The sequence below is a fragment of the Bacillus cereus genome, assembly GCF_025917685.1.
GTDB classification, from domain to species: Bacteria; Bacillota; Bacilli; order Bacillales; family Bacillaceae_G; genus Bacillus_A; species Bacillus_A cereus_AT.
In genome coordinates this window covers 505,109-530,000 of record NZ_CP089518.1, presented here as the reverse complement: position 1 = coordinate 530,000, position 24,892 = coordinate 505,109, and the positions used below count along the sequence as shown (strand labels likewise).

Sequence of the window (24,892 nt, the reverse complement as noted above, 5' to 3'; positions counted from 1 at the left end):
TCACATGATAATGTTGACTTGTAACATAATCAAATCTACTTGAAGCGTCTCCATAAGTTAATTCCTTTACAAGTCCAACTTCTTTAAATACACGTAAGTTATTATAAACAGTTGCAACACTCATATTTGGAAACTTACCTTCTAATGCTTTATAAATGTCATCCGCTGTTGGGTGCGTCATAGATTCCACAAGGTACTCTAAAATAGCATGACGCTGTGGAGTAATGCGTACACCCGTATTTTTCAGCATTTCTAGCGCTTCTTTTAATTCTTCTTTGACCACCGTCATGCACCCCGATTCTATACGGATTATTATTTTATAATTCTTATAAAGAGTGTACTCCTTTTCTTATAAATCGTCAATATTTCTACTATAAGTATGTGGTTTATTTTTGTATATAGCCTTATTCTTATGTATCTTTCCCCAGTTTCTATACATTTGCATAGAAAAAAGTGCGACATAATCGCACTTGGAATACTATCATCTGAGGAGGTATGCCCTACACTTTCACTTTATGTATCGTAAGAAAATATGTATAGACGCATGCCTTACATATGTATTTTTTCTCCACATTAATATGGATTTATTTTATATAAGAAAGAACGTCCTCAATATGCCCTTTCACTTTCACTTTACGCCATTCTTTTACAAGTTCGCCGTCTTTATTAATAAGGAATGTAGAACGCACGATTCCCATGTACTCTTTTCCAAAGTTCTTTTTCAACTTCCAAACATCGTACAATTCTGCTACTTTATGATCTTCATCTACTAAAAGGACAAATGGAAGCTCATGCTTCTCGATGAATTTCATATGCCTATTCACTGAATCAGGGCTTACACCAAGGATGACCGTATCCTTCTCTTGGAATAATCCATATGCATCACGAAAATCACATGCTTCAGTTGTACACCCTGGAGTCATATCTTTCGGATAAAAATATAAAACTACATTTTCACCTCGGAAATCAGCTAAACGAACTTGTTCTCCGTTACTTCCCTCTAATGTGAATTCCGGTGCCATTTCTCCTACTGTGATCATTGTTGTCACTCCTTCTCTTTTCCATTACTATAACAAATACTACCTTATTTTTCATTATCCATTACAGTCCTTACCACAAAGGCAAACGGTAATGTATATCCAATTAACGCCTCTCCAATTGCAATCCATCTTCCGATTCCAATCGGAGCTATATCCCCATATCCAACGGACAATAAAGTAACTGCGCTAAAATATAAACATATTTCAACAAGTTGAAAGGAATGAGCACTTAACCTATCCCCATCTTCTTTCAAAACTGCAAAACCCATTTCCTCTAATACAACATAACTTAATCCAAACGCAATCAATACCGTTGTATAAATTAAAAACAACGTGGCTAAATTATACAGCGAAAAGAAACGTTTGGAATCTGAATATGAACTCCATAATAATTGGACACTTCTCAAAATAGCTATTGCTACAATTAATAGAATAAATCCCCATAACATGTCCTCCACCTCATTTTATATGTATGAGGACTATAGATGATTTATCCCTTAGAAACGAACAAGCTTCTATAATTAATTTCCTGCACCGCGATATCGTTTGACCCCTTGATTCCAAAGGGTAATTGCAATAGTAAAACAGATAACACCAACAAATGGTGTCGCAAAAGCATAGCTATTCCACTCTGTTTTTCTTAAAAAGTATGCTGCTGGATATACCCCCACAAATGCAAACGGTAAAACAAACGTTAAAATAAAGCGAATAACACGGTTATAAATATCAACAGGATAGCGTCCATAATTCCCTATGTTATACATAAGCGGCATAATCGAACTTTTCGCATCCGACCAAAACCCAAGGCTTGCAAGTGTAACAAATATCCCACCGTACACAAGCGCCCCTCCCCCTACCATCAGTAAGAATAGGAAGAAATCATACCAGTAAAAAGATAAATTTAGTTCCGCTGCTGCATAGCCCATTACAATAATTCCTGTAACCGCTCCAATTAAAGATTCAAGTTCCATTCTTTCTAATATAATTTGAAATAAGCTATGAATTGGTCTCGTCAATACACGATCCATTTCACCTTTAATAATGTAACGATCATTAAAGTCCCATATATTAAAGAAAGCTGAAAAAATGGCAAACGGTACTAAAAAGAAACCGTAAATAAAGATTACTTCTTCTCGGCTCCACCCTTTTAGTGCTTGGGTATGTCCAAACACAACAAGAATGAAGATTAAATTAACGGCTTGCAGTGATAAATCTGAAAGTAATCCGACGATAAAATCGCCCCGATACTCCAATTTTGTTTTTATATATTGACTTGCATATTGTAAAAACAATTTTATATATAGCATCTCATCATCCCCCTTGTACAATTAAACGTTTTCTCGCCGTTTTCCACATTAGTACAATTGGAATAATAAGTATAATTGCCCAAATCAATTGAAATAATAAAGCTTCATATAACTTACTCCCTTGTATACCTTCAGAGAAAATCATACTCGGAATATAACTAATTGCTTGAAACGGTAAAAACACCATTGCTTTTTGGGCCCATAACGGATAAAAACTAATCGGTAATAATAAACCAGAAAATAAATCAATAACAACACGTTTCGCATACATAATTCCACTATTATTAAATAAGAAGAATGTAAGCATTCCGGTCATTAAATTTATTTGTGTATTAATGATAAAACTAAATATTAAAGATAAGAAGAAAAATAACCACGTTTGAAAATCCGTTGTAATTTGTAATGAAAATAACAATGTAACGATGACCATACCTGGAATTGAAAAGAAAGCAAAACGAAATATCCCTTCTCCAAGACCTTGCATAACTTTCATACCTAAATAGTTATACGGACGAATTAGCTCTACCGCCACACGTCCTTCTTGAATTTCCATCGCAATTTCTCTATCTATATTATTGAAATAAAAAGCACGTGCCATCCATGCGATCGCAATATACGTAGTCATTTGCGAAATAGATAAACTTTCAATATTCTCTTTCCCGCTATAAATCGCTTGCCATAAAAAATAATACGCACCGATATTAATCGTATAAATTAAAATCCCGCTGTAATAATTTGTACGATAGGCGAGCATCATTAAAAAGCGAATGCGAATCATTTCAATATACTTACCCATGCATAATACCTTCTTCATAAATGTTACGAATAATTTCCTCTGTAGACACTTCATTAATTTTTAAATCTTTAATTTGAAAGGCCTGTACTACTTTAGAAATCAGCATAGAAATGATAACCTCTTCATTCGGTATTTTTGCAATCCACGCATTTTCCTCTTTCGCTTTTGACCAAACGACATGATTATCTGGCATAACCATCGATAACTCCTGGTATGAAACCGGGGCAATAAACTGAAAATGTATTTCTTTTTCCGCTCCCCACTGTGTGCGAAGATTATCTAAAGATCCGTCATACATAATGTTTCCTTCATCAAGCATGATGACACGTTCACATAAAGCTTCAATATCAGTAATATCATGTGTCGTTAATAAAATTGTTGTTTTATAACGTTCATTCATCTCTTTTAAAAATTCTCGTATTTTCAGTTTCACAAGAACATCAAGTCCTATTGTTGGCTCATCTAAAAATAATAATGGCGGATTATGAATTAATGCCGCTGCCAATTCACAACGCATTCTTTGACCAAGAGATAATTTCCGCACCGGTTTATCCAATAAAGGACCAATATCTAATGTTTCAATAACATGTTCCATATGTTCCTTATACTGAGCATCCGATACACCGTACACTTTCTTCAATAAACGAAACGATTCTTGTACAGCGATATCCCACCAAAGCTGAGAACGCTGACCAAACACAACACCGATTGTTCTTACAAATTCTTCTCTTTGTTTGTGCGGATTCATTCCATTCACTGTAATTTCTCCTGATGTCGGAGTCAAAATCCCTGTAAGCATTTTAATCGTCGTTGATTTACCAGCACCATTCTCACCAATATAACCGACCATTTCACCTTGCTTCACAGTAAAAGAAACATCATTTACTGCTGGTACTATTTTATAATTACGATTTAATAAATCGCGAAATGCACCCTTTAATCCCGGACGACTTGAATAGGCTGTAAACTCTTTACGTAACCCTTGTACCTCAATTACCGATTTCATAATCGGACCCCCTTCCTAAATGTCACAACGAATAGTTTACCCAACTGCTCCTTCTATCACAAACAATACGTCTTTTCAAAAAACATGTTAGAATAATACATAGATTTTTGTAAGGAGATGAATTGAAGTGAATTTCACAAAATCAGAAGCGTTACATAAGGAAGCTTTAGAACATATCGTTGGTGGTGTTAACAGTCCTTCCCGTTCTTTCAAAGCAGTTGGAGGCGGTTCTCCAGTTGCAATGGAACGCGGAAAAGGTGCTTATTTCTGGGATGTAGATGGCAATAAATATATCGACTATTTAGCAGCATATGGCCCTATTATTACTGGACATGCTCACCCGCATATAACAAAAGCAATTACAACAGCTGCTGAAAATGGTGTACTATACGGAACGCCAACAGCACTAGAAGTAAAATTCGCAAAAATGCTAAAAGAAGCAATGCCCGCATTAGATAAAGTCCGCTTCGTAAACTCTGGTACAGAATCCGTTATGACAACCATTCGTGTTGCCCGCGCTTACACTGGTCGCACAAAAATTATGAAATTCGCTGGTTGTTACCACGGTCATTCCGATTTAGTACTTGTAGCAGCTGGCTCTGGTCCTTCTACTCTTGGAACTCCTGATTCAGCTGGTGTGCCACAAAGTATTGCACAAGAAGTTATTACCGTTCCCTTTAATAATGTAGAAACTTTAAAAGAAGCGTTAGATAAATGGGGACATGAAGTAGCAGCTATTCTTGTAGAACCAATCGTTGGAAACTTCGGTATCGTAGAGCCTAAACCTGGATTCCTTGAGAAAGTAAATGAGCTTGTCCATGAAGCTGGTGCATTAGTAATTTATGATGAAGTTATTACTGCTTTCCGCTTTATGTACGGTGGTGCTCAAGACTTACTTGGCGTGACACCAGACTTAACAGCACTCGGTAAAGTTATCGGCGGTGGACTTCCAATTGGCGCTTACGGTGGTAAGAAAGAAATTATGGAACAAGTTGCTCCACTCGGACCTGCATACCAAGCAGGTACAATGGCAGGAAACCCTGCTTCTATGGCATCAGGTATCGCATGCCTTGAAGTACTTCAACAAAAAGGCGTATACGAGAAATTAGATGAACTTGGCGCAATGCTTGAAAAAGGAATTTTAGAGCAAGCTACAAAACATAACATCGATATTACAGTAAACCGTCTAAAAGGTGCATTAACTGTATACTTCACGACAAATACAATTGAAGATTACGATGCAGCCAAAAATACAGATGGTGAAATGTTCGGTAGATTCTTCAAACTTATGCTTCAAGAAGGTATTAATTTAGCACCATCTAAATATGAAGCATGGTTCTTAACGACAGAACATACAAAAGAAGATATCGAATATACAATTGAAGCTGTTGGAAGAGCATTTGCTGCTTTAGCAGACAATAAATAATACTGTCATTACAAGGAAAAAAGAAAGCTCACCTTTCTTTTTTCCTTTTTTCTATTTCATAAATCTCATATTAATAGTATAATTATTCATAATTATCTGTTTTATATTCTTTTAGATCGTTATTATCTCTGTGTACAAGGTGATTTACACCTTAAATAGTAAGATTATTCAATCTTTTACAAGGGGGGGGATTGACGGATGCTCAATAAAAAAAATACATGGACACCGTCTTTATTTCGAGATTATAGAAATACAGAACATGATGCGTGTGGAATCGTTTCCGTTATGGAAAAAAGAAAAATTCCTACAAAAGAAAATATCGACCTTTGTATACAATCACTAATCAAAATGAACCATAGAGCTGGTTTCATCAATGGCGAAGGAGATGGTATTGGAATCCATATTGATGTACCAAAAGCACTTTGGAATGAAAAACTGAAAAGTAGCGGATATAATCCAACGATTGTGGATCATCCCCACTTTATCGTTGGACATTTTTTTCTAAACAAAAAAGAAAATATTGCTGATTTAAAAAATCAAATTCGTACACAACTAAACAATGAAAACTTTACAATTATTTTCGAAAGTGATGATGTCATAAATTCCGATGCACTCGGGCCACTTGGTAAACAAGAAGAACCTTTATTTTGGCAAGTTGCCCTTATCGCTGAAAATGAAGTTAAAAATATTGAGCAAACATTATTTGCTGTAACGATAAAAATAGAGAAAAACGAAGCGATTCACGTTGCTTCATTAAGTCGTGATCATGTTGTATATAAAGTTCTAGGTGCTGGAGATACACTCGTTGCCTATTACAACGATTTACAACACCCACTTATCGCTTCAACCATGACACTAGGACATAATCGCTATTCTACTAATACATTATCTAATTTTTTTCGTGTACAACCATTTAGCATTCTCGGACATAATGGTGAAATTAATACAATTGCCAAATTACGTGATCAAGCCGAAATGATTCATGTACCACTTACTGCTGGGGGCAGTGACTCCCAAGATTTAAATCGCACCTTAGAAACCCTTCTCGTTCAGTATAACTACAGCCTATTTGAAGCAATGGATATATTATTCCCACCAATTATTAATGAAATAAAACTTTACGAAACAAACTTACAAAACTTATACACTTATATACGTGAGGCTTGGGGGCATTTCGCCCAAGGTCCAGCTGGCATCATTTCACGTTATAAAGATGAAGCTGTTTTCAGTGTCGATTCTCTTGGATTACGCCCAGTTTGGAAAGTAGAGACAGAGAGCTCCTATATTTTCTCTTCTGAACCTGGAGTTGTATCACCAACTGAGTATGTAGCAGAGCCGAAACCACTCGCTCCTGGAGAAAAGGTTGGATTAAAATGGAATGAACAAGATGAGCTCGTTCTCTATGAATACGACAATTATCAAATTGAAGTATTCAACCGTTTTAAGAAACGAATCGATGTTACCAATTATCATTTAAACTTATCTATCCCTGAAACGAAAGAAACCCAAGGATTATGTGATTCTGTTCAAGTTGAAACGAAGCAATACGTCGCTTTCGGCTGGGATCGAGAACATATTCAGCTCCTTGAACAGATGGCGACAAAAGGTGTCGAACCAATTCGTTCACTTGGGCATGACTCACCACTTGCCGCACTTGATACAGATAGACGAAATATTGCCGATTTCATTAAGGAAAGTGTAGCCGTTGTGACAAATCCAGCCATCGATCGTGATCGAGAAGTCGAGCACTTCTCCACACGCACTGTACTCGGAGAACGTCCAAGTTTATTAGATAACTCTAAACAACCATTTGTAATCGAGATGCTTTCACCAATTATTTTAGAAGGAAGTTTAGCTCAGCCTATTGCGGCAGACTTACAGACGATTACGTACGAACAACTTATACAGCTATTCACCACTCATAGCTCTGTCTCTACAATTTCTGTTACATTTAGTCCATCAGAAACTTTACAAAGCGCGTTAAATCGAATTAGTTCCGAAGCGATAGCAGCCGTGAAAAATGGGGCTTCCCTACTATTATTAGATGACGCTAACTCTCATCAAAATGAACTATTATGGATTGATCCACATTTAGTTACCGCTAAAGTACATCAATCATTAACTGAAAATAACTTGCGCCGGAAATGCTCTCTCATTATACGTTCCGGTGCCCTTCGTTCCTTACACGATATCGTCACGCTATACGGATTAGGGGCAGACAGTATTAATCCATATTTATTATTCGCAACTGTAAATGATGGAACAAAAGCATCAATTACTAATTTGTATACCGCACTTAATAAAGGACTAGAGAAAGTAATTTCAACGATTGGAATTCATGAATTACGCGGTTACGGTCGCCTCTTTTCCTCTATTGGATTACATGAGGAAATCGCAAACACATTACAAATTACAAATTTCTTCGGTTCAAATGATTTAGCATTTTCACTTGAATCACTTGCTGAAGATGCAAAAATTCGTGCGATTGATTATAACAATCCACAAGTTAGAATGAGAAAATCATTTCATATATTCCCGCGGATTTGGAAAGCAATTGGTGATGTTGCCAAAGGAAACTCTTATGATGATTACCGCGACAAGTTAAGTGAATTAGAAGAAAATAACTCTATCGCAATCAGGCACCTTATTCAAACAAAACAAACAAAACATGTAATTCCGACTGAAGAAGTGTCCATCGGCATTCACAATCATGATTTACCATTTATTATTAGTTCCATGTCATTCGGTTCTCAAAATGAAATAGCCTTCCGTGCATATGCAGAAGCTGCCGATCAGCTAAATATGATTAGTTTGAACGGTGAAGGCGGCGAAATTAAAGATATGATTGGCAAATACCCAAATACACGCGGACAACAAGTTGCATCTGGTCGATTTGGAGTAAACGCTGAACTACTAAATTCATCAAATTTAATTGAAATAAAAATCGGTCAAGGAGCAAAGCCTGGTGAAGGTGGACATTTGCCTGGTTCAAAAGTAACTGCCAAAATTGCTGAAGCACGTAATGCGACAATTGGTTCGGATTTAATTTCACCTTCTAACAACCATGATATTTATTCAATTGAAGATTTAGCTCAAATGATTACAGAAATTAAAACGGCTAATCACCTTGCAAAAGTAGCCGTAAAAGTCCCTGTCGTTCCTAACATTGGAACAATTGCTGTCGGTATTGCAAAAGCTGGTGCTGATTTTATTAACATTAGCGGGTTTGATGGCGGAACAGGTGCTGCACGTATTCATGCATTGCAACATGTAGGTCTTCCTGTAGAAATCGGTGTTAAAGCTGCACATAACGCTCTATTAGAAGCACATATGAGACATAAAGTAGAGATTTGGGCAGACGGTGGTATCCGAAGCGTAAACGATGCCTTAAAAATCATGCTCCTTGGAGCAAACCGGATTGGATTTGGTACATTATCAATGATTGCCATTGGCTGTACAACTTGCCGTGGTTGTCATCTCGATACGTGCCACGTCGGAATTGCAACACAAATTGAATCTGAAGCTCAAGCAAAAGAACATGGACTGCGCCGTTTCGTTCCACGTGAATTAGAAAGCGCAGTTGCCGGGCTATTAAACCTATTCACTACTTTCGGTACAGAACTAAAACGTTTAACAGGGCAGCTCGGTTACACAAACTTACAAGATATTGTCGGGCGATCAGATTTATTAGAACAAACTCGAGGCAAGAACTTATTAAACTTACAAAACTTAATACAAACGATAGAAGATTCCTCCGTGAAAATAACGGAATCTGTACAAGAAAAACAATTTGAATCAACTAATTCTCTCCAGTCAAAAGAATTAGTAAGCGTCGGCGTAGAGCACCGTGTAATGGGCGGTCTAGAATCCTGTTATCGTGTTCGTAGTAAATTATATGAAAACACTCATCTTGAACCACTTACATTAAAGTATACAAACGGTTCTGTTCCTGGAAACGGATTAGGCGCGTACAATAGCGAGAACTTATTTATACACGTAAATGGCGGTGCGCAAGACGGCATTGGGAAAACTTCATTTGGTGGTGGCATTTATATAACGAAAGCAAAAGGAAAAGATGGAACATATTATAACGGTTCTGTCGGAAAAGGATTTGGGTACGGCGCTCAAAAAGGCGCATTATACGTGCAAGGTAACGCTGATGCTCGTGCTGGCATTCGCCTTTCTGGGGCAGATATGATAATTGGAGGTAGAATTACAAAACCACTCCGTGAAAAAAAACAAGGGAATATAGGCGCATATTCCAATATAAAAGGGTTTGCTTTTGAATATATGACAAATGGTCGTGCTCTTGTTTTAGGAGATCCTGGTCCATGGATTTGTGCCGGCATGACTGGTGGTGTTGTTTATTTACGTCATGAGCCAAACTTAGGTTTAACAGAGCAAGCCTTAAAACAAAGAATCGCTAAAGGTGCAAATGTAACATTGCAGCCGATTAGTAAAAGTGGTTTGCAAGATGTAAATGAATTATTATTAGACTACATTCGTGTATTAAATGAGCATGAACAATATGAAGAAGTCGCTTTAGTAACACCATTATTAGATGATATCCAGCTTCACTTCTATGAAATTATCCCGAAAAAAGAACAGGCGGACCCATCTATCTCAACTGAATGATAAAGTGAAACTTTAATCAGTGGGGGGATTGTCCATCCCCCACTGATTATTAGCCTTTACCAATCGGGCGTTAATGCGGGATATGTACAATATTTATTTTCATAAAAAAAATTGACGAAGCAAGCATCGCATAGTAATCTATAATAACAATTTGAAACCTGCTGAATTTCAGCAGGTTTTTTTATTAAAGAATAGATGTTTAAAGAGAATTTGGATAAATTATAAATTAATCTTAATTTCTTTATTAAACTTTTTAACGTCACTAAAATATCACTTGCTAACATATTGTAATGAATGTATAGTATCATGTTGTACATTCATTATGACAAGAGAAAGGATATCAATAAGGGTATGAAACTTGGTGCTCGCATTTTAAAAACGGGTATTGCCATCACATTAGCTTTATTTGCTTGTATTTTACTTCAATTACCGAGTCCAGTATTTGCGGGAATCTCAGCTATATTCGCTGTGCAACCGTCTGTATATCGCTCGTATTTAACAGCTCTTGAGCAAATTCAAGCAAACGTAATTGGTGCGGTATTCGCTATCGTATTTGCTACTGCTTTTGGACATAATCCTTTTATTATTGGATTAACGTGTATATTAGTAATTGCTCTTACTTTACAATTACGTTTAGAAAACACAATATCAATCGCTTTAGTAACAGTTATCGCCATTATGGAGTATCAAGGCGAAGATTTCTTTAATTTTGCCTTACTTCGATTTGCGACGATTATGATTGGAATTATTGCGGCTTCGCTTGTAAATTTAGTATTTATGCCGCCAAAATATGAAACAAAACTTTACCATCGCATCGTTGATAATACAGAGGAAATTGTTAAATGGATTCGTATGAACAGTAGGCAAGCTTCTGATTTCACAACGTTAAAAACTGATATTGATCGTATGAAAGAAAAAATGATCAAACTAAACCATTACTATTTGCTGTATAAAGAAGAAAGAAGCTACACGAAAAAAGTAAAGTTTGCAAAAATTCGTAAGCTCGTTTTATTCAGACAAATGTTAGCGACAACAAGCCGTGCTTTAAGTACGTTAAAGTCATTACATCGTACTGAAAATGAACTACGCTATATGCCAGAAGAATTTCAGGAATCTATTCAAAACGAACTTGATTCATTAACGCATTATCACGAACAAGTGCTATTAAAATTTATTGGTAAAGCAAAGAAACAACAATCCGTTGAGATGCTTGATGAAGTTGAAACAGGTAAACAAGAGTTAATTGATATCTTTATGGATTATCAAAACAAGGACGATGAGGAAGCGTATAAAACATGGCTACACCTCTTCCCTCTTATTTCTGCCATTATTAACTATAGTGAAGAAGTAGAGCATTTAGATTTACTTGTAGATAGCTTCTACACATACCATAAACCAGAAACAGAACTCAGAATCGATGATAAAAAAGAAGACGAATAAAAAACAGCTCCTTTTAAGCTAAAGGAGCTGTTTCTGTTATATGCTGAAGTTGATATAAATCGTAATAAAATCCCCTTTTTTTCATTAACTCTTCATGGGAACCCTTTTCTTTTATTTCACCATCTTCAACATAAATAATTGTATCGACATGCGTAATCGTCGCTAATCGATGTGCAATAATAATTGTCGTTCGATCTGCAGCTAACGTTTGAAGTGCCTCTTGAATATATCGTTCATTCTCTAAATCTAGAGCTGAAGTTGCTTCATCTAATATAAGTAAAGACGGATTCTTTAGAAAAACCCGTGCGATTGCTACACGCTGTCTTTGTCCACCGGATAATTTCACACCGCGTTCCCCAACAACAGTATCATAGCCGCCTGGCAACTCTGTAATAAAATTATGAATTTGTGCAGCTTTAGCAGCTGAAATTACTTCCGCCTTTGTAGCTTTCGGATTTCCATATAAAATATTTGCCCCGATTGTATCACTAAATAACAAATTATCTTGCAGTACAATTCCAATATTACTACGTAAATTTCTCATATCATACTTTCTTACATCTATCCCGTCTATATAAACTGCTCCTTCAGAAACATCATAAAAACGCGGGATTAAACTGGCGATCGATGACTTTCCTCCACCACTTGCCCCTACAAGCGCAACCTTCTCTCCTGGCAGCATAGTTAATGACAGATTATGCAATATTTCTTTTTCACCCGCATTATAACGAAAAGAAACATTATCAAATATAATTTCTCCATCTAGCCTTTTCGTTTGCACCGCATTTGGCACATTAACAATATCGTATTTTTCATCTAACAGTTCAAACACTCGATCCATTGAGGCGAAAGATTGTGTTAATGTTGTAGATGAATTAACGAGGCGACGAAGCGGACTATATAAACTATCCATATATCCAACAAAGGCCACCATAGTCCCCAGTGTTAATGATCCTTGAACTACCTCATACGCTGCAAAACCAATAACGAGTAACGGCCCTAAATCCGTTAACGTATTCACTGCCGAAAACGTTCTCGCCGTCCAACTTGTATGTGTTAGTGCTTTCGTTAAAAATTCATTATTTCTCTTTTCAAACTGTCCTCTTTCATACTCTTCTAATGCAAAGCTACGTGTCACTTGCATCCCTTGAATACGTTCATGTAAATATCCTTGCATCGTTGCTAAAGCTTGCGAGCGCTCTTTCGTCAATTTTCGAAGGCGTCCGAAAAAATATTTCACTGCAACTACATAAATAGGTAAGATTAATAAAGCAACAAAGGTTAATTTTATATTCATAGAAAACATAACGATAATGGCAATAACAATTGTTGCAGTATCTAACCAGACATTCATAAGACCGGTAATTACAAAATCCTTCGTTTGTTCTACATCATGGATTACACGTGAAATAATCTCCCCTGTTTTTGTGTTCGAATAATAACGTAAGCTCAATTTTTGTAAGTGTCCAAAAATATGTTTTCGTAAATCGTATAGTATTGTATTGGCGATACGTTGCGCGAAATATTGACGATAATATTCTATCGGTGGTCTTAATACCGCAAAGATAAAAAAAGCAATCCCAATTGCGGTTATTAATTGCGACGTTTTTTCTTGAAGTGAGGCTGTGCCTTGAATAACATCATCAATAATATACTTTAATAACCATGGCATAATAAGCGGGATACCGAACTTAACAAGACCAATAATAATTGTAATAGCAATGAGCCATCGATATGGTTTAACAAATTGTAAATATCTTTTTATATCTTGCACATAATCCCCCCTCTAATAGGACAAACCTGCCGGGGAATCCCCTGCAGGTTTGTTTTAATTTCTGTACATTAAATATCTTTCGTACCACATATCTACGAAATCCGGTGCAAATGGACCTTTTCTTTGATGAATCCACTGTGTTAAATGTGCTACATTTCGTTTTAAAATTGTATCAATAACAGGCGGATACTGCATGATCTGACTATGCTTTTCATACTCATCTTCATCTAAAAGTGTATATGTCATATCTGGATACACTTTAATGTCTAAGTCGTAATCAATATACTTTAATGCTTCAGAGTCATATGCAAAAGGAGAACTTAAATTACAATAATAATATACTCCTTCTTCTCTCAGCATTCCAATCACATTAAACCAATAATTAGCATGGAAGTAACAAATCGCAGGTTCGCGAGTAATCCATGTTCGACCATCTGATTCCGTAACTACTGTACGATCATTTGCTCCGATCACAAGGCTCTGCGTCCCTTTTAAAATTGTTGTCTCTTCCCACATTCTATGAATGGAGCCATTATGTTTATAACTATGTATTTGTACCTTTTCTCCTTCTTTGGGAAATCCCATATATGCTCCCTTCTTTCAACCGCAAATGCTTTTCTTAAGTTGTCTTAACTACCCCTTGAACTGCATTCACTTTTTTTCTATTATAACTTTTTTGTCAAAATTTTAAAACTAAAGCGATAGGGCACTTGTTTTCATGAGGAATATAATAAAGTTTGTATTATTGAATACCATATCACCAACCCTTTTAACAAAGGAACTTTTCCTATGAATTAGCAATACATATTTTAGAAGATCAAACGAAGATATAACAAAAAGAAAAGCCCCCTCACCTCTGTTTAAGAAAGGACTTTTCACCTAAAATCGACAACATATCTCACCCTTAATTTGAAATTATTTTTTCTGTTTCAAAAGATTGAATCACATTATTCGTTTGCTGTTCAAATTTTTCATGTAAAAGTTTTAATGCTATTTCTGTTCTATATATTTCTTGACGGATAAAATGCAATTCTTTTTTATCGCACGTATCCCTTTCACTCATTTCAATTTGCTGATACTTCTCTAAATGGGATTGTAACTTTAAAAGCTCATCCATCGTTTCCAACTGCTCTCCTACCAACTTATCAAAATCGTTCATCACTTACCCCCTTTTAAATTCATTCACCAGTTATAATTCCTATTACATATTTCTAATCGCGCACTTCTTTCTCCTTTGACTACATTTGTTGACTTATTAGAAGTTATGTCGTTCCCTTTATTTTCATTACAATGACCCGCACACATAGAAAACACTTCTCTCGAACGGAGAAGTGTTTTTCCATCATTACTGATTTGAGCTAGAAGATTGTGATTGCTTTGCAGCTGATTGTGCATTTTGTTTTTTCACTGCATGCACATCTGTTTCAGTTGCAAACTCTGTACCATAACTAGCATTTGCACTTTGAGCAGCAGAAGCTTGTGCTTTCTGTGCCTCTGATTGTGCGTTCGCTTGTTTTACTGCTTGTACATTCGTTTCAGTTGCAAACTCTGTACCATAGCTAGCATTTGTACTTTGAATGCTAGCACCAGAAGTTGCCTTATTATAACCTTGTTGTTTTTTACTCATCTTTCTCACCTCCACAACCAATAATGTAACCAATTCATTTAGAAATTATCCTTAATTTTCTTTTAAAAAATTCACGAATATATCTCTTATCACTCATTCAAACTACATATGATGGAGGTGGGAAGATGTATACTGGACGTGATATGACTGAGCTAACTATGATTTCCAAAAATGAATGGAACAAGGATGAATTAGCTCATTTTCATCATTCATTTCAGCAAATTATGCCTTATCTAAATGTAGAGGGACAAACAATTTATAAAGAAATTGTGAAAGAAATTGAGTCACGTGGCGGATTATAAAAGCATGGATTTTTAGCCTCGAAATACAAATTTCCCCCAATAAAAAAACGTGTTCCAAAGTTCTAGAACACGTTTTTTTCATTTATCCCGCTATTCGCCGGGCAGTAAGACCCTCCCCTCAAAATGCAGCGAAAGCAAAGACGTTAGGTTGGGGGCGGGCTAATAATCAGTGGGGGATGAAGAAAACCCCCACTGATTAAAGTTTCACTTTATTGCATTGTAATTTTCTCCACACAATTTTCGTAAATTGTACGATGCGATTTCGAGAAAGGTAACTGCTCAAATGCTTCTTTTGATACAAATTTCAATGTATCTGTTTCAACAATATCACCGGTTACTTTTCCGTAAAATACGAATATATCCCAAGTGCGATGTGTAAACGTATGTTGCACATTCATTGCGTATTCTTCAATAGAAATCGAAAGCTCAAATTTTTCTTTCATATAATCTGTAAGCTGTTCCTTCTGATTCCGAATCCCTTCGCCAAGTTCGGCATTCGGAAACTCCCACATGTTAGCTAATAATCCGGTACTTGGACGTTTATTAATGACGTAACGACCATCTTCCGTTTGAAGCACCCCTGCAACAATCGGTACCATCGTAGGAGCCTTCGCTTTACTTTTTACTGGTAACTCCTTTTGAACGCCTTCAGCATATCCCCTGCAATGTTCACGTACAGGACAAAGTAAGCAAGATGGATTTTTCGGTATACAAATTAATGCTCCTAATTCCATCAAACCTTGATTAAAATAAGATGGATTTTTAGCCGAAATAATTTCACGCACAATCTCTTCAAACACTTTTCTAGTTTTTGGTTTTGCAATATCATCCCACACTGATAAAATACGAGATAATACGCGCATAACGTTTCCATCAACCGCCGGCTCTGGTATACCGTATGCAATGCTTAAAATGGCACCTTTTGTATATGGTCCCACTCCTTTTAGTTTTTCGATTTTCTTTACATCGCTCGGTACTTCCCCGCCGTATACTTCTTTTACTTCCTTTACTGCTGCATGTAAATTTCGTGCTCTAGAGTAATACCCTAAGCCTTCCCATGCTTTTAATACTTCTTCATCATCGGCATTTGCTAACGCTTCAAGCGTAGGAAACTTCCCCATAAAATTTGCGTAATATGGTTTTACAGCTTCCACCCTTGTTTGCTGTAACATAATTTCCGAAACCCAAACACGGTATGGATCTTTATTTTTTCGCCACGGTAAATCACGTTGTTCTTTTTCAAACCAACCAATTAAATCATTTTGAAACTGCTCTATGTTAAACTTATTTAATATTTCAAGTGTCAAACTTGATCCTCCTCATTTTTTTGCATATACGTACTATTATAAAGATTTTAGGAAAAAATTTAAGTAAGATGACATAGGAAATAGAAGGCAAAGGACTTGAGGTATCGAATAAAAAGAGTTACATTAATAAAAAACGGAGGTGGATTTCTATGGACACAGCCACTCACCTTGTTATGGGCGTTACTCTAGGCAGTTTGGCAACATTAGATCCAACCATAGCACAAAGTGATATTGGGCCTCAAGCAGTGATGCTTGCAACAATTGCTGGTTCCAATATTCCTGATATCGATACAGTTTTAAAATTGCGTAATAACGCTAAATATATAAGAAATCATCGCGGGATTACTCATTCCATTCCTGCAGTAATTCTTTGGTCATTCCTTATAAGCGGCATCTCGTTCGCCTTCTTTTCAGACGCTCCATATCTGCATCTACTACTTTGGTCATTTATTGCCGTCTTTCTTCATGTCTTTGTGGATATTTTCAATGCCTATGGTACACAGGCATTAAGGCCCTTCACCAAAAAATGGGTAGCACTTGGCATAATTAATACGTTCGATACTGTCATTTTCTTTATCCATATACTTGCGATTGCTTGTATGCTTGTCGGATCACATAAAGGATATACTGCTTTAGCAGCGTATATATTAATGTTTGTTTACTACATCGGCCGCGTTATGATGCATCGAAATATTAAAAGTGTAGTATACAAACGTTTCAAAAATGTAGAGAAAGTAATTATTTCTCCTTCTTATAAATTTTACCATTATCATTTAGCCGTCGTTACAACGGAACATTACTACGTCGCAAGATGGCACCGCGGTAACATTCTCGTATACGATAAATTTGATCGCGTACCATTCCCGAATACTGCCATTATGCAGGCTGCTGTGCGAGATGAAAATATATCTGCTTTCTTATCTTTTTCACCTGTATATCGCTGGGATATTTTCGATTATGATAACTATTATGAAGTTCGGTTCATTGATTTGCGGTATCGAAGCAAAGATTATTATCCATTCGTCGCAATCGTTCAACTCGATCAAAATTTAAATATTATTAATTCATATACGGGATGGATTTTCAGCGAAGAAAAACTTCGAAAGAAATTAGAATTGCTTCCACATTAAAAAAAGCGACTTAAGTCGCTTTTTTTTAATGTTTCAAATGATCTTCTTGATTGATTAAATGGCTATACTTCGGATTATTTGTACGCATTTCATGAAGACGCGCTCCATGATTATTAATCCATGTTCGTACTACTTGCTCAGTCATTTCCTCACCTTGATAACGACCCGATTTCGCATAAGTTGTTTGAAAATCTTCCCACAGTAATTCAACCCACGCACGAGCTTGTCCATAAGAAAGCTTGTCATTCTTGTCTAATAATTCTTTCGTTAATGCTTCATAAATATCATTCATGTTCTAATCTCCTTTTACCTATTTATACCTTCATTTCTAAAGGATAGTTTCTTCTATTTTGCACATTCTATAAGTGATACTTCTTAAAGAGGTATCAACTGATGATGAGGAGGGCGTTCGCAATGGGTAAACAAGCCGAATTTTGGTCTGAGTCAAAAAACAACAGCAAAATCGATGGTCAGCCGAAAGCGAAATCACGCTTCGCTTCGAAACGACCTAACGGCACAATTAACACGCACCCACAAGAACGTATGCGTGCTGCAAATCAGCAGGAAGAGTAATACAGGTACAACCTAAAAAATTAACTTCCTACACGAGGTGATAAAGATGAGCTACCGTGATCGTTTAGATAGTCGTTCTGAATTATTTAACCATACGTGGACTCGTCCGAAACATGCGAAAGCGCAAGTTAACGGACAGACGCAACAAACCCAGTCTCTCATTATATTGGCCAATGAATGTAAAAAACGCCAATTTTAGAATCTCCTATCTCCTTTAACGCCTACCAAAGATGAAAACCAGAGAGATATTCGCTCTCTGGTTTTTATTTTTCTTGCAACAAGGAAATTGGTATCCCAATCTCTTCATTATCATTTTGCTTATAACCCCAAGCAAATACCCCATTGAAGTACGTGATTTTAAATAATACACCAGGTTCTTCTACTAATTCATATGTCTCACCAATATGGAATTTATTTATATCAGTCATGTAAGCACGGGCCATGGCCATCTTTCTCATTAACACATCGAATTCATTTACAATTCCAAGTTGCTCAGCCTTTACTGCTTGCTCCTTCAAAGCCCCAATTTCTTCTCTAAGCTCATGCGTTGTCATTTCACTGTAGCGTTTTGGCATATTCATTTTATTATTCTCCTCATCCCTCTTCACGTTTCATTTGTAAAAATATCTCTATCTCATCAATAGAGAATCCTTTTCGATATAACGCTTGTTTCATCTTATTTTCGAATATCCATCCATCATACTTCTTATATTTCTCATAATATTTATTCCCATGATAGTGTAACGCTTCTTGTTGCTGTTCGTCATCTTTTTCGTCTTTCAATTCTTCTAGACAAATTTGAATCACATCTCTAGAATATCCTTTACGCACAAGCATTTCGTCTAACTTTAGCTTCATTTGTAAAAAAGAATGTTTTTGATAAGATCTTTTCTTCTTTTCTATAAGAACCAAAGCATTTTCAATTTGCTTCTCCTTTGGATACTCTTGTAAACTATGTGTAATGATTAGATCCTGAACACCTTTATTTAACAGCTCTCTCTTTATAACAGTTGGACCTTTTCGATTCACATTACTTTGCGTTCGCGTATATAAAATGGCGTACTCTTTATCATTAATATATCGGTCATGTAATAATTTCGAAACGACTTCAGAGATGATGGCCTGTCCCACTTCTTTTTTTCGTAAAAAATCTTCTATTTCTTGTTTTGTTCTCATTTGATAGGATAAATAGGAGATTGCTTGTAAATATGCTTTTTGTACCTCTTCATTGTACAAAATATTTCCTAACGCTATTTCATCAATTTCTAAGCCTTTTTGTAATCCGTGTTTCATTAAGATTACTTGATCCACACTAAATCCGTACTCTTCACCTTGACCTTTATCAATATAAATATTAAATCGTTCTTTCGATCGTTTTTGCACTTCTATTTTTGTAATGACAGCCATACTCTCACCTCTCTACTATTTTAACATAGTCGAGAAACATTTTTGTTTTTCAAGAATATATATAATGAGGAGGAAATGATTGTGAAAATCGCAATTTCTGGTGGCTCTGGCTTTATCGGCAAATACCTTTCTAGTTTTTTTATTCAAAAAGGATATACTGTTTACATTCTCACTCGAAAAAAAACTACTAAAACTTCACACACTAACCTTCAATACGTACAATGGACACCGGATTTACAGACCTTCCCCCTCTCTTCTATCGATGTAGTTATTAATCTAGCTGGAGAGTCTATTAATGGTAGATGGACAAAGAAACAAAAAGCAGCAATTTTAAACAGTAGAATTCAAACAACAAAAGGACTCATTAAACAATTGCAAGCACTTGGTACAAAACCACACACATTTATTAACGCAAGCGCTATTGGATACTACGGAACATCTGAAACAGAGTCTTTTACCGAGCAACAAGAAATTCCAGGAAATGACTTTTTAGCAGAAACAGTATTTTTATGGGAGCAAGAATCATCTAAAGCACATTCTCTTGGAATAAGAACAATCTACTCAAGATTCGGAGTCGTATTAGGTGCCGACGGAGGAGCTCTTCCAAAAATGCTACTTCCCTATCGATTCTATATCGGAGGTACAATTGGATCTGGAAACCAATGGTTATCATGGATTCATATAGACGATGTCGTTCGCATGATTGACTTCATCATACACAAAGAAGAAATTGATGGTCCTCTTAATATTACAGCCCCCCTACCTATACGAATGAAGGAATTTGGAGAAACCATTGCAACTATAATGGGAAAGCCTCATTGGTTACCTGTCCCTTCATTTATGCTTCACGCTTTATTGGGTGAGATGAGTATACTTGTACTAGAAGGGCAACATGTATTACCTATTAAAGCAATTGAACATGGGTACCAATACACATTTCCGACAGTAAACCATGCATTACAAAATATACTTTCGCATACAATGTAGTACTTCTAAAACACAGCTTTACAAGGGGGTCCCCTTTCAAAACTTTCATTTTCTAGGATCCAGAGCATTACTGCACAAATAACCTTTCAGTTACTTTTTCTTAAATTCCATTAACATTGTAAAGTAACAGAAATGAGGTACCTATGAAAATATTGCTCAAACAAGCCATTGTATATCCTATTACATCTCAAAAATTTCAAGGGGATGTACTTGTTATAGGAGAACGAATTGCTGAGGTCAAACCTTCTATTCAGCCTACTCAAGATATGACCGTTATAGATGCACGAGCCCTTCATCTCTTACCTGGATTTATTGATGTCCATACTCACCTTGGTCTCTATGATGAAGGCACTGGTTGGGCTGGCAATGATGCAAATGAAACATCTGAAGTTTCAACACCACATATCCGCTCTTTAGACGGAATCCATCCTTTTGATATTGCATTTCAAGACGCTGTACAAAACGGGATCACAACTGTTCACGTTATGCCTGGGAGTCAAAATATTATCGGCGGTACTACTTGTGTAATAAAAACTGCTGGAACTTGTATTGATCACATGATTATTCAAGAACCTGCTGGTTTAAAAATTGCCTTTGGAGAAAATCCCAAAAAGATCCATAGTAATGGAACAAAAGAATCCATAACACGTATGGGGATTATGGGGGTACTTCGCGAATCATTCTATGAAGCACAGCACTACGGGCATGAAGCAGATTTTCGAATGCTTCCTATTTTAAAAGCACTACGCCGCGAAATACCGGTACGTATTCACGCTCACCGTGCTGACGATATTAGTTCTGCTTTACGCTTTGCAACAGAATTCAATCTTGATTTACGTATTGAGCATTGTACAGAAGGACACTTTATTGTTGAAGAGCTTTCGAAACACAATTTGAAGGTTTCAGTTGGCCCCACTCTTACACGCCGTTCTAAAATCGAACTAAAAAACAAAACATGGGATACTTACCATATATTATCAAAAAATGGAGTGGAAGTTTCTATAACAACAGATCATCCCTATACACCCATTCAATATTTAAATGTTTGTGCTGCTGTCGCAGTAAGGGAAGGATTAGACGAGAAAACTGCATTGGAAGGAATCACTATATTTCCAGCGCGAAATTTACGTTTAGAGGATAGAATTGGAAGCATTGAGGTTGGAAAAGACGCCGATCTCGTGTTATGGACACATCATCCTTTCCATTATTTAGCCAAGCCTGTACTAACTATGATTGATGGGAAAATAATTTACAAAAAAAATAAAAAAAACTAGTTTATTTTTTTGACTAGATAAAGTATTATACGATTATAAACTGAATGAAACCATAATCAATTTGTGTCGTGATTATCATTTTCAAATTGATGAATGGGGAAGGCAAATGGTGCGCCACCAGCGTTATAAACTGGTTCTAGTGGGTTCGATTCCCACCCCGAAATTTTTTAAAGATTGATATAAAAATTTCGAGGGTGGGGTGCTTTTTCGTCATGCTACCCTCGTGTGAGGAGGAGTTAGTGTGTTGAAAAAACGCGACTTACACGACAGCCACGTTCTATACGAATTAATGGTGGATCCAGCTGTCTTCCCTTTTGTGCGTCAAAAGGCTTATTCTTATGAGGAATATTTATTTTTAACGAAACAAACGATTGAAGCTGAAGAGCGTGGGGAATTAATTTCACGCACAATTTTAGATGAATGGGGTAACCCTATCGGAACAATTACCTTATTTGATGTGCAAGAAAAAGCCGGATTCCTTGGAACATGGCTTGGAAAACCATACCATGGCAAAGGCTATAATAAATTGGCGAAAGATTCATTTTTTAGCGAACTTTTCTACGAATTAGATATTGAAACAATTTTTATGCGTATTCGCAAAATAAATATTCGTTCTATTAAAGCTGCCGAAAAACTACAATATGTAAATCTAGCAAATGAAACAAGAAAAGCCGTTTATGATGAAATTAACGCAAATGAAGAAGTATATAACCTATATGAAATTCCAAAAGATCAATATACACTTGCTACAATGCGAGATACAACATTCCAAGACGCCCACCACTTAAAAGAAGCGTAATCTAAATTTTTAGAAATAATAATTAATCATTAACCGTTTGACATATATGTATATCACCCCATGTCTTTGGAAACGATAGATAGTGACTTTAAGACACGAGGTGATTTGTAATGGATAAAAAGAAACGTGACAAAGCGAAAAACACATTATCTAGTACACAAGAAGTTCTTTATCAACGAGAATTTCGAAAAGCAGATCGTGCAGCGGGATATCGCTCAAAAAGTATTTAAAGTGAAACTGAATAATTAGAAGGTTTTCCCCCCTAATTATTCAGTTTCATTGTATAAGATTTTTCAATGAATTGGCAAAAAAGGTTCCTTATAAATAAGGAACCTTTTTTGTGGACAACTTTATCCACAAAATCCATAGAATTGTGCATAAATTCCAAAAATCTTTTGCGAATTCATTTATTTAACTAAACACCAAACGCACGAATTGTGGATAATTTTCTAAAAATTGTGGACTATGTGGATATAGTTGTTAATATTCCGATTTTACTGTCTAATGAAAGCGTAATCCTTTGTGGATAAGTTAATAATTCAGGCTTACTTTTGTTACAATAATAAAAAAACCCTCTTTAAAAGTTTAAAAGAGGGGTTTCATATTAAGTAAAAGATTCGGCAAGAGCTGGTGATTTAATAGGTATACGACTCGGCTCTGCATGATTTTCTGCCAAAATTGCATCCACGATATGACCAGCTGGTTCAGGACGATAAATACTTTTCATCGCTTCTTTCATTTGGAGAAGCTTTATATCATCTTGCAATAACGCCTCTGTTTTTGCAAAAACTTCACTATCATCACGGATTACAACTGCAGCCCCTTTTCTTTCAAAATACAACGCATTTTCATTTTCTTGTCCTGGGACAGGCTTATATAAAATGACAGGTACTTGTAATGCTGCTGCTTCGCTTAATGTAATACCACCAGGCTTCGTAATCATACAAGAAGTAACACGGAATAATTCATCAATGTTTTCAACATAACCAAATACTTTTAAAGTATCAGAACTTTGCTCCTGCAGCCCCAATAAATCCTGCTTTAAAGCTTCGTTTTTTCCACAAACGACAACCACTTGTAAGTTTGGTACTGACATAAATGACTGGCATAGCTCTTTTACACTTCCTAGCACACCATGAGCACCTGCTACAATTAGTAAAATCTTTTTATCCTTACATAACTGATATTTATTATATATAATTTCTGGATTTATCTTTAGCTCAAAACTACCACGAATCGGAATCCCTGTTTCAACAATTTGCTCTGCAGGCACACCAATATCAACCATCACTTTTTTCACATGATCGGTTGCTACAAAATAACGATCTACTTCTCGATGGATCCATATTTTATGAACGCAAAAATCCGTTAATACGTTATAAACAGGAATAGAAATACCTATTTGCTTTTTCAATTCTGGTACAGCGATGATTGGAAAGGTATTAATAACAATATCCGGTTTCTCTACCTGTAATAGCGATTTCAAACGCTTTCTCCCAAAATTCGCATACCAAGATGCTATTTTTTTATCATAAATTTTCTCTACACCATAATAAAACAAACGATATAATTCTTTTCCTATCGTATAACTTTTTAAATATAAATATTTTGTAATATCGGTTATAACTGGATGTGATTCTCCAAACAAGTCGCATACAATTACATCTTTGATTCCTTTTTGGCGAAAGGTTTGTTCTAATGTTTTCGCTACTTGCACATGGCCGTTACCGTAATGTGCAGTTAATATTAAAACCTTGGGGTTTTTTATCAAACAAATCCACTCCTAGCTTTTTGTTTCTCCATATTGCATATACGACAATAGGAAAAACATTTTCCTTAAACATTACATACTCGGATTCCAATATTCTCCTGTTAGCTATGTACCTGTCGTGGATATGCAAAGCATATAAGATTGACCCCTTAATCCTATCTGTGCTCATATCTTTACATTATACTTTCCTATAAGAGCTTTCGCAATAACTTACAAATGTTCTATATTTCATGATACTCACTCTTTTACTTCTTAATTCTTTTTACTATTTTGATTTCCCTTTACAATTAT

26 protein-coding genes (1 of these 26 only partly in view) are annotated in these 24,892 nt (G+C 36.0%); 11 read left to right on the top strand and 15 right to left on the bottom strand.

Features of this window, described 5'->3' with window-relative positions:
* The 6 genes from perR to LUS72_RS02655 form a co-directional block, all read right to left on the bottom strand.
* A protein-coding gene (perR, locus tag LUS72_RS02680; RefSeq protein ID WP_000237831.1) for a peroxide-responsive transcriptional repressor PerR crosses the window boundary here: on the bottom strand, positions 1–283 show its 5' portion. Its footprint begins 146 nt before the window's first position; the window shows 283 of its 429 coding nt (coding positions 1–283); it begins with the start codon at positions 281–283; the stop codon falls past the left edge of the window.
* Positions 284–584: 301 nt separating this feature from the next.
* Positions 585–1,040: a thioredoxin-dependent thiol peroxidase gene (gene bcp / locus LUS72_RS02675; protein WP_097828877.1), complete on the bottom strand. Its 456-nt coding sequence runs from the start codon at positions 1,038–1,040 to the stop codon at positions 585–587.
* Between the two features lie 44 nt (positions 1,041–1,084).
* Positions 1,085–1,489: a potassium channel family protein gene (locus tag LUS72_RS02670; protein ID WP_097828878.1), complete on the bottom strand. Its 405-nt coding sequence runs from the start codon at positions 1,487–1,489 to the stop codon at positions 1,085–1,087.
* Between the two features lie 72 nt (positions 1,490–1,561).
* Positions 1,562–2,347, bottom strand: a complete 786-nt coding sequence (locus tag LUS72_RS02665) for an ABC transporter permease (RefSeq protein WP_097828879.1) — start codon at positions 2,345–2,347, stop codon at positions 1,562–1,564.
* Positions 2,348–2,351: 4 nt separating this feature from the next.
* The gene (locus LUS72_RS02660; protein ID WP_097828880.1) at positions 2,352–3,143 is read right to left on the bottom strand and encodes an ABC transporter permease; all 792 of its coding nucleotides are present in this window, start codon (positions 3,141–3,143) and stop codon (positions 2,352–2,354) included.
* Positions 3,136–4,149, bottom strand: coding sequence for an ABC transporter ATP-binding protein (locus LUS72_RS02655; RefSeq protein WP_097828881.1), 1,014 nt, complete (start codon positions 4,147–4,149; stop codon positions 3,136–3,138). Before LUS72_RS02655 ends, LUS72_RS02660 begins: the two co-directional genes overlap by 8 nt.
* Positions 4,150–4,276: 127 nt before the next feature.
* On the opposite strand from LUS72_RS02655, the gene hemL reads away from it, so the two are divergent.
* From hemL to LUS72_RS02640, 3 genes are all read left to right on the top strand, one after another.
* Entirely contained in the window at positions 4,277–5,575 is a 1,299-nt protein-coding gene (hemL, locus tag LUS72_RS02650; RefSeq protein ID WP_002125067.1) for a glutamate-1-semialdehyde-2,1-aminomutase, read from the top strand.
* A gap of 198 nt (positions 5,576–5,773) precedes the next feature.
* Complete coding sequence (locus tag LUS72_RS02645; RefSeq protein ID WP_097828882.1) at positions 5,774–10,210, top strand: glutamate synthase-related protein; 4,437 nt, start codon at positions 5,774–5,776, stop codon at positions 10,208–10,210.
* 351 nt (positions 10,211–10,561) lie between these two features.
* Complete coding sequence (locus LUS72_RS02640; RefSeq protein WP_097828883.1) at positions 10,562–11,650, top strand: aromatic acid exporter family protein; 1,089 nt, start codon at positions 10,562–10,564, stop codon at positions 11,648–11,650.
* 13 nt (positions 11,651–11,663) lie between these two features.
* Here LUS72_RS02640 and LUS72_RS02635 read toward each other — a convergent pair whose 3' ends face one another.
* The 4 genes from LUS72_RS02635 to LUS72_RS02620 form a co-directional block, all read right to left on the bottom strand.
* Positions 11,664–13,424 carry an ABC transporter ATP-binding protein gene (locus tag LUS72_RS02635; RefSeq protein WP_097828884.1) on the bottom strand — a complete coding sequence of 587 codons (1,761 nt, stop codon included), beginning with the start codon at positions 13,422–13,424 and terminating at the stop codon, positions 11,664–11,666.
* A gap of 54 nt (positions 13,425–13,478) precedes the next feature.
* Positions 13,479–14,009: a nucleoside tri-diphosphate phosphatase gene (locus LUS72_RS02630; protein ID WP_000506627.1), complete on the bottom strand. Its 531-nt coding sequence runs from the start codon at positions 14,007–14,009 to the stop codon at positions 13,479–13,481.
* Positions 14,010–14,328: 319 nt separating this feature from the next.
* Positions 14,329–14,583 carry a YgaB family protein gene (locus LUS72_RS02625; protein ID WP_000997589.1) on the bottom strand — a complete coding sequence of 85 codons (255 nt, stop codon included), beginning with the start codon at positions 14,581–14,583 and terminating at the stop codon, positions 14,329–14,331.
* Positions 14,584–14,769: 186 nt separating this feature from the next.
* Positions 14,770–15,051, bottom strand: a complete 282-nt coding sequence (locus LUS72_RS02620) for a gamma-type small acid-soluble spore protein (protein WP_000039043.1) — start codon at positions 15,049–15,051, stop codon at positions 14,770–14,772.
* Positions 15,052–15,176: 125 nt separating this feature from the next.
* On the opposite strand from LUS72_RS02620, the gene LUS72_RS02615 reads away from it, so the two are divergent.
* Positions 15,177–15,353, top strand: coding sequence for a hypothetical protein (locus LUS72_RS02615; protein ID WP_002094743.1), 177 nt, complete (start codon positions 15,177–15,179; stop codon positions 15,351–15,353).
* 209 nt (positions 15,354–15,562) lie between these two features.
* On the opposite strand, the gene mutY is transcribed toward LUS72_RS02615, so the two are convergent.
* Positions 15,563–16,660 carry an A/G-specific adenine glycosylase gene (gene mutY, locus LUS72_RS02610; protein ID WP_097828885.1) on the bottom strand — a complete coding sequence of 366 codons (1,098 nt, stop codon included), beginning with the start codon at positions 16,658–16,660 and terminating at the stop codon, positions 15,563–15,565.
* 149 nt (positions 16,661–16,809) lie between these two features.
* Here mutY and LUS72_RS02605 point away from each other — a divergent pair, with 149 nt between their 5' ends.
* A complete protein-coding gene (locus tag LUS72_RS02605; RefSeq protein ID WP_097828886.1) occupies positions 16,810–17,790 on the top strand; it encodes a metal-dependent hydrolase in 981 nt (326 codons plus the stop codon).
* 25 nt (positions 17,791–17,815) lie between these two features.
* On the opposite strand, the gene LUS72_RS02600 is transcribed toward LUS72_RS02605, so the two are convergent.
* Complete coding sequence (locus LUS72_RS02600; protein ID WP_000998161.1) at positions 17,816–18,082, bottom strand: YfhJ family protein; 267 nt, start codon at positions 18,080–18,082, stop codon at positions 17,816–17,818.
* 122 nt (positions 18,083–18,204) lie between these two features.
* On the opposite strand from LUS72_RS02600, the gene LUS72_RS02595 reads away from it, so the two are divergent.
* A complete protein-coding gene (locus tag LUS72_RS02595; RefSeq protein WP_000517891.1) occupies positions 18,205–18,363 on the top strand; it encodes a small, acid-soluble spore protein K in 159 nt (52 codons plus the stop codon).
* Positions 18,364–18,409: 46 nt separating this feature from the next.
* Entirely contained in the window at positions 18,410–18,562 is a 153-nt protein-coding gene (locus LUS72_RS02590; RefSeq protein ID WP_000122093.1) for a YpzG family protein, read from the top strand.
* Between the two features lie 64 nt (positions 18,563–18,626).
* Here LUS72_RS02590 and LUS72_RS02585 read toward each other — a convergent pair whose 3' ends face one another.
* Together LUS72_RS02585 and recX are read right to left on the bottom strand one after the other, a co-directional pair.
* A complete protein-coding gene (locus LUS72_RS02585; RefSeq protein ID WP_071745392.1) occupies positions 18,627–18,944 on the bottom strand; it encodes a YfhH family protein in 318 nt (105 codons plus the stop codon).
* 13 nt (positions 18,945–18,957) lie between these two features.
* Positions 18,958–19,770, bottom strand: a complete 813-nt coding sequence (recX, locus tag LUS72_RS02580; RefSeq protein ID WP_097828887.1) for a recombination regulator RecX — start codon at positions 19,768–19,770, stop codon at positions 18,958–18,960.
* A gap of 81 nt (positions 19,771–19,851) precedes the next feature.
* On the opposite strand from recX, the gene LUS72_RS02575 reads away from it, so the two are divergent.
* The 4 genes from LUS72_RS02575 to LUS72_RS02560 all read left to right on the top strand — a co-directional run bounded on the left by LUS72_RS02575 (position 19,852) and on the right by LUS72_RS02560 (position 23,060).
* A complete protein-coding gene (locus tag LUS72_RS02575) occupies positions 19,852–20,757 on the top strand; it encodes a TIGR01777 family oxidoreductase (RefSeq protein ID WP_098361681.1) in 906 nt (301 codons plus the stop codon).
* A 143-nt stretch (positions 20,758–20,900) separates the two neighbouring features.
* Positions 20,901–22,031, top strand: a complete 1,131-nt coding sequence (locus LUS72_RS02570) for an amidohydrolase (RefSeq protein ID WP_070140777.1) — start codon at positions 20,901–20,903, stop codon at positions 22,029–22,031.
* A gap of 241 nt (positions 22,032–22,272) precedes the next feature.
* Positions 22,273–22,830 (top strand): GNAT family N-acetyltransferase, encoded by a 558-nt coding sequence (locus LUS72_RS02565; protein WP_000914736.1) that lies wholly within the window; start codon positions 22,273–22,275, stop codon positions 22,828–22,830.
* Between the two features lie 110 nt (positions 22,831–22,940).
* Positions 22,941–23,060, top strand: coding sequence for a YfhE family protein (locus LUS72_RS02560; RefSeq protein ID WP_000358484.1), 120 nt, complete (start codon positions 22,941–22,943; stop codon positions 23,058–23,060).
* 374 nt (positions 23,061–23,434) lie between these two features.
* On the opposite strand, the gene LUS72_RS02555 is transcribed toward LUS72_RS02560, so the two are convergent.
* Positions 23,435–24,601: a diglucosyl diacylglycerol synthase gene (locus LUS72_RS02555; protein WP_097828889.1), complete on the bottom strand. Its 1,167-nt coding sequence runs from the start codon at positions 24,599–24,601 to the stop codon at positions 23,435–23,437.
* Between the last annotated feature and the right edge of the window lie 291 nt (positions 24,602–24,892).

What these genes read in the sequence shown, in the direction of transcription:
- LUS72_RS02590 (WP_000122093.1), top strand. Translation starts at nt 18,410, where the DNA reads ATGAGCTACCGTGATCGTTTAGATAGTCGTTCTGAATTATTTAACCAT.
- LUS72_RS02645 (WP_097828882.1), top strand. Translation starts at nt 5,774, where the DNA reads ATGCTCAATAAAAAAAATACATGGACACCGTCTTTATTTCGAGATTAT.
- LUS72_RS02620 (WP_000039043.1), bottom strand. Translation starts at nt 15,051, where the DNA reads ATGAGTAAAAAACAACAAGGTTATAATAAGGCAACTTCTGGTGCTAGC.
- LUS72_RS02655 (WP_097828881.1), bottom strand. Translation starts at nt 4,149, where the DNA reads ATGAAATCGGTAATTGAGGTACAAGGGTTACGTAAAGAGTTTACAGCC.
- LUS72_RS02570 (WP_070140777.1), top strand. Translation starts at nt 20,901, where the DNA reads ATGAAAATATTGCTCAAACAAGCCATTGTATATCCTATTACATCTCAA.
- LUS72_RS02625 (WP_000997589.1), bottom strand. Translation starts at nt 14,583, where the DNA reads ATGAACGATTTTGATAAGTTGGTAGGAGAGCAGTTGGAAACGATGGAT.
- LUS72_RS02630 (WP_000506627.1), bottom strand. Translation starts at nt 14,009, where the DNA reads ATGGGATTTCCCAAAGAAGGAGAAAAGGTACAAATACATAGTTATAAA.
- bcp (WP_097828877.1), bottom strand. Translation starts at nt 1,040, where the DNA reads ATGATCACAGTAGGAGAAATGGCACCGGAATTCACATTAGAGGGAAGT.
- recX (WP_097828887.1), bottom strand. Translation starts at nt 19,770, where the DNA reads ATGGCTGTCATTACAAAAATAGAAGTGCAAAAACGATCGAAAGAACGA.
- LUS72_RS02615 (WP_002094743.1), top strand. Translation starts at nt 15,177, where the DNA reads ATGTATACTGGACGTGATATGACTGAGCTAACTATGATTTCCAAAAAT.
- LUS72_RS02560 (WP_000358484.1), top strand. Translation starts at nt 22,941, where the DNA reads ATGGATAAAAAGAAACGTGACAAAGCGAAAAACACATTATCTAGTACA.
- LUS72_RS02595 (WP_000517891.1), top strand. Translation starts at nt 18,205, where the DNA reads ATGGGTAAACAAGCCGAATTTTGGTCTGAGTCAAAAAACAACAGCAAA.
- LUS72_RS02660 (WP_097828880.1), bottom strand. Translation starts at nt 3,143, where the DNA reads ATGGGTAAGTATATTGAAATGATTCGCATTCGCTTTTTAATGATGCTC.
- LUS72_RS02600 (WP_000998161.1), bottom strand. Translation starts at nt 18,082, where the DNA reads ATGAATGATATTTATGAAGCATTAACGAAAGAATTATTAGACAAGAAT.
- LUS72_RS02585 (WP_071745392.1), bottom strand. Translation starts at nt 18,944, where the DNA reads ATGAATATGCCAAAACGCTACAGTGAAATGACAACGCATGAGCTTAGA.
- LUS72_RS02665 (WP_097828879.1), bottom strand. Translation starts at nt 2,347, where the DNA reads ATGCTATATATAAAATTGTTTTTACAATATGCAAGTCAATATATAAAA.
- LUS72_RS02605 (WP_097828886.1), top strand. Translation starts at nt 16,810, where the DNA reads ATGGACACAGCCACTCACCTTGTTATGGGCGTTACTCTAGGCAGTTTG.
- LUS72_RS02640 (WP_097828883.1), top strand. Translation starts at nt 10,562, where the DNA reads ATGAAACTTGGTGCTCGCATTTTAAAAACGGGTATTGCCATCACATTA.
- LUS72_RS02670 (WP_097828878.1), bottom strand. Translation starts at nt 1,489, where the DNA reads ATGTTATGGGGATTTATTCTATTAATTGTAGCAATAGCTATTTTGAGA.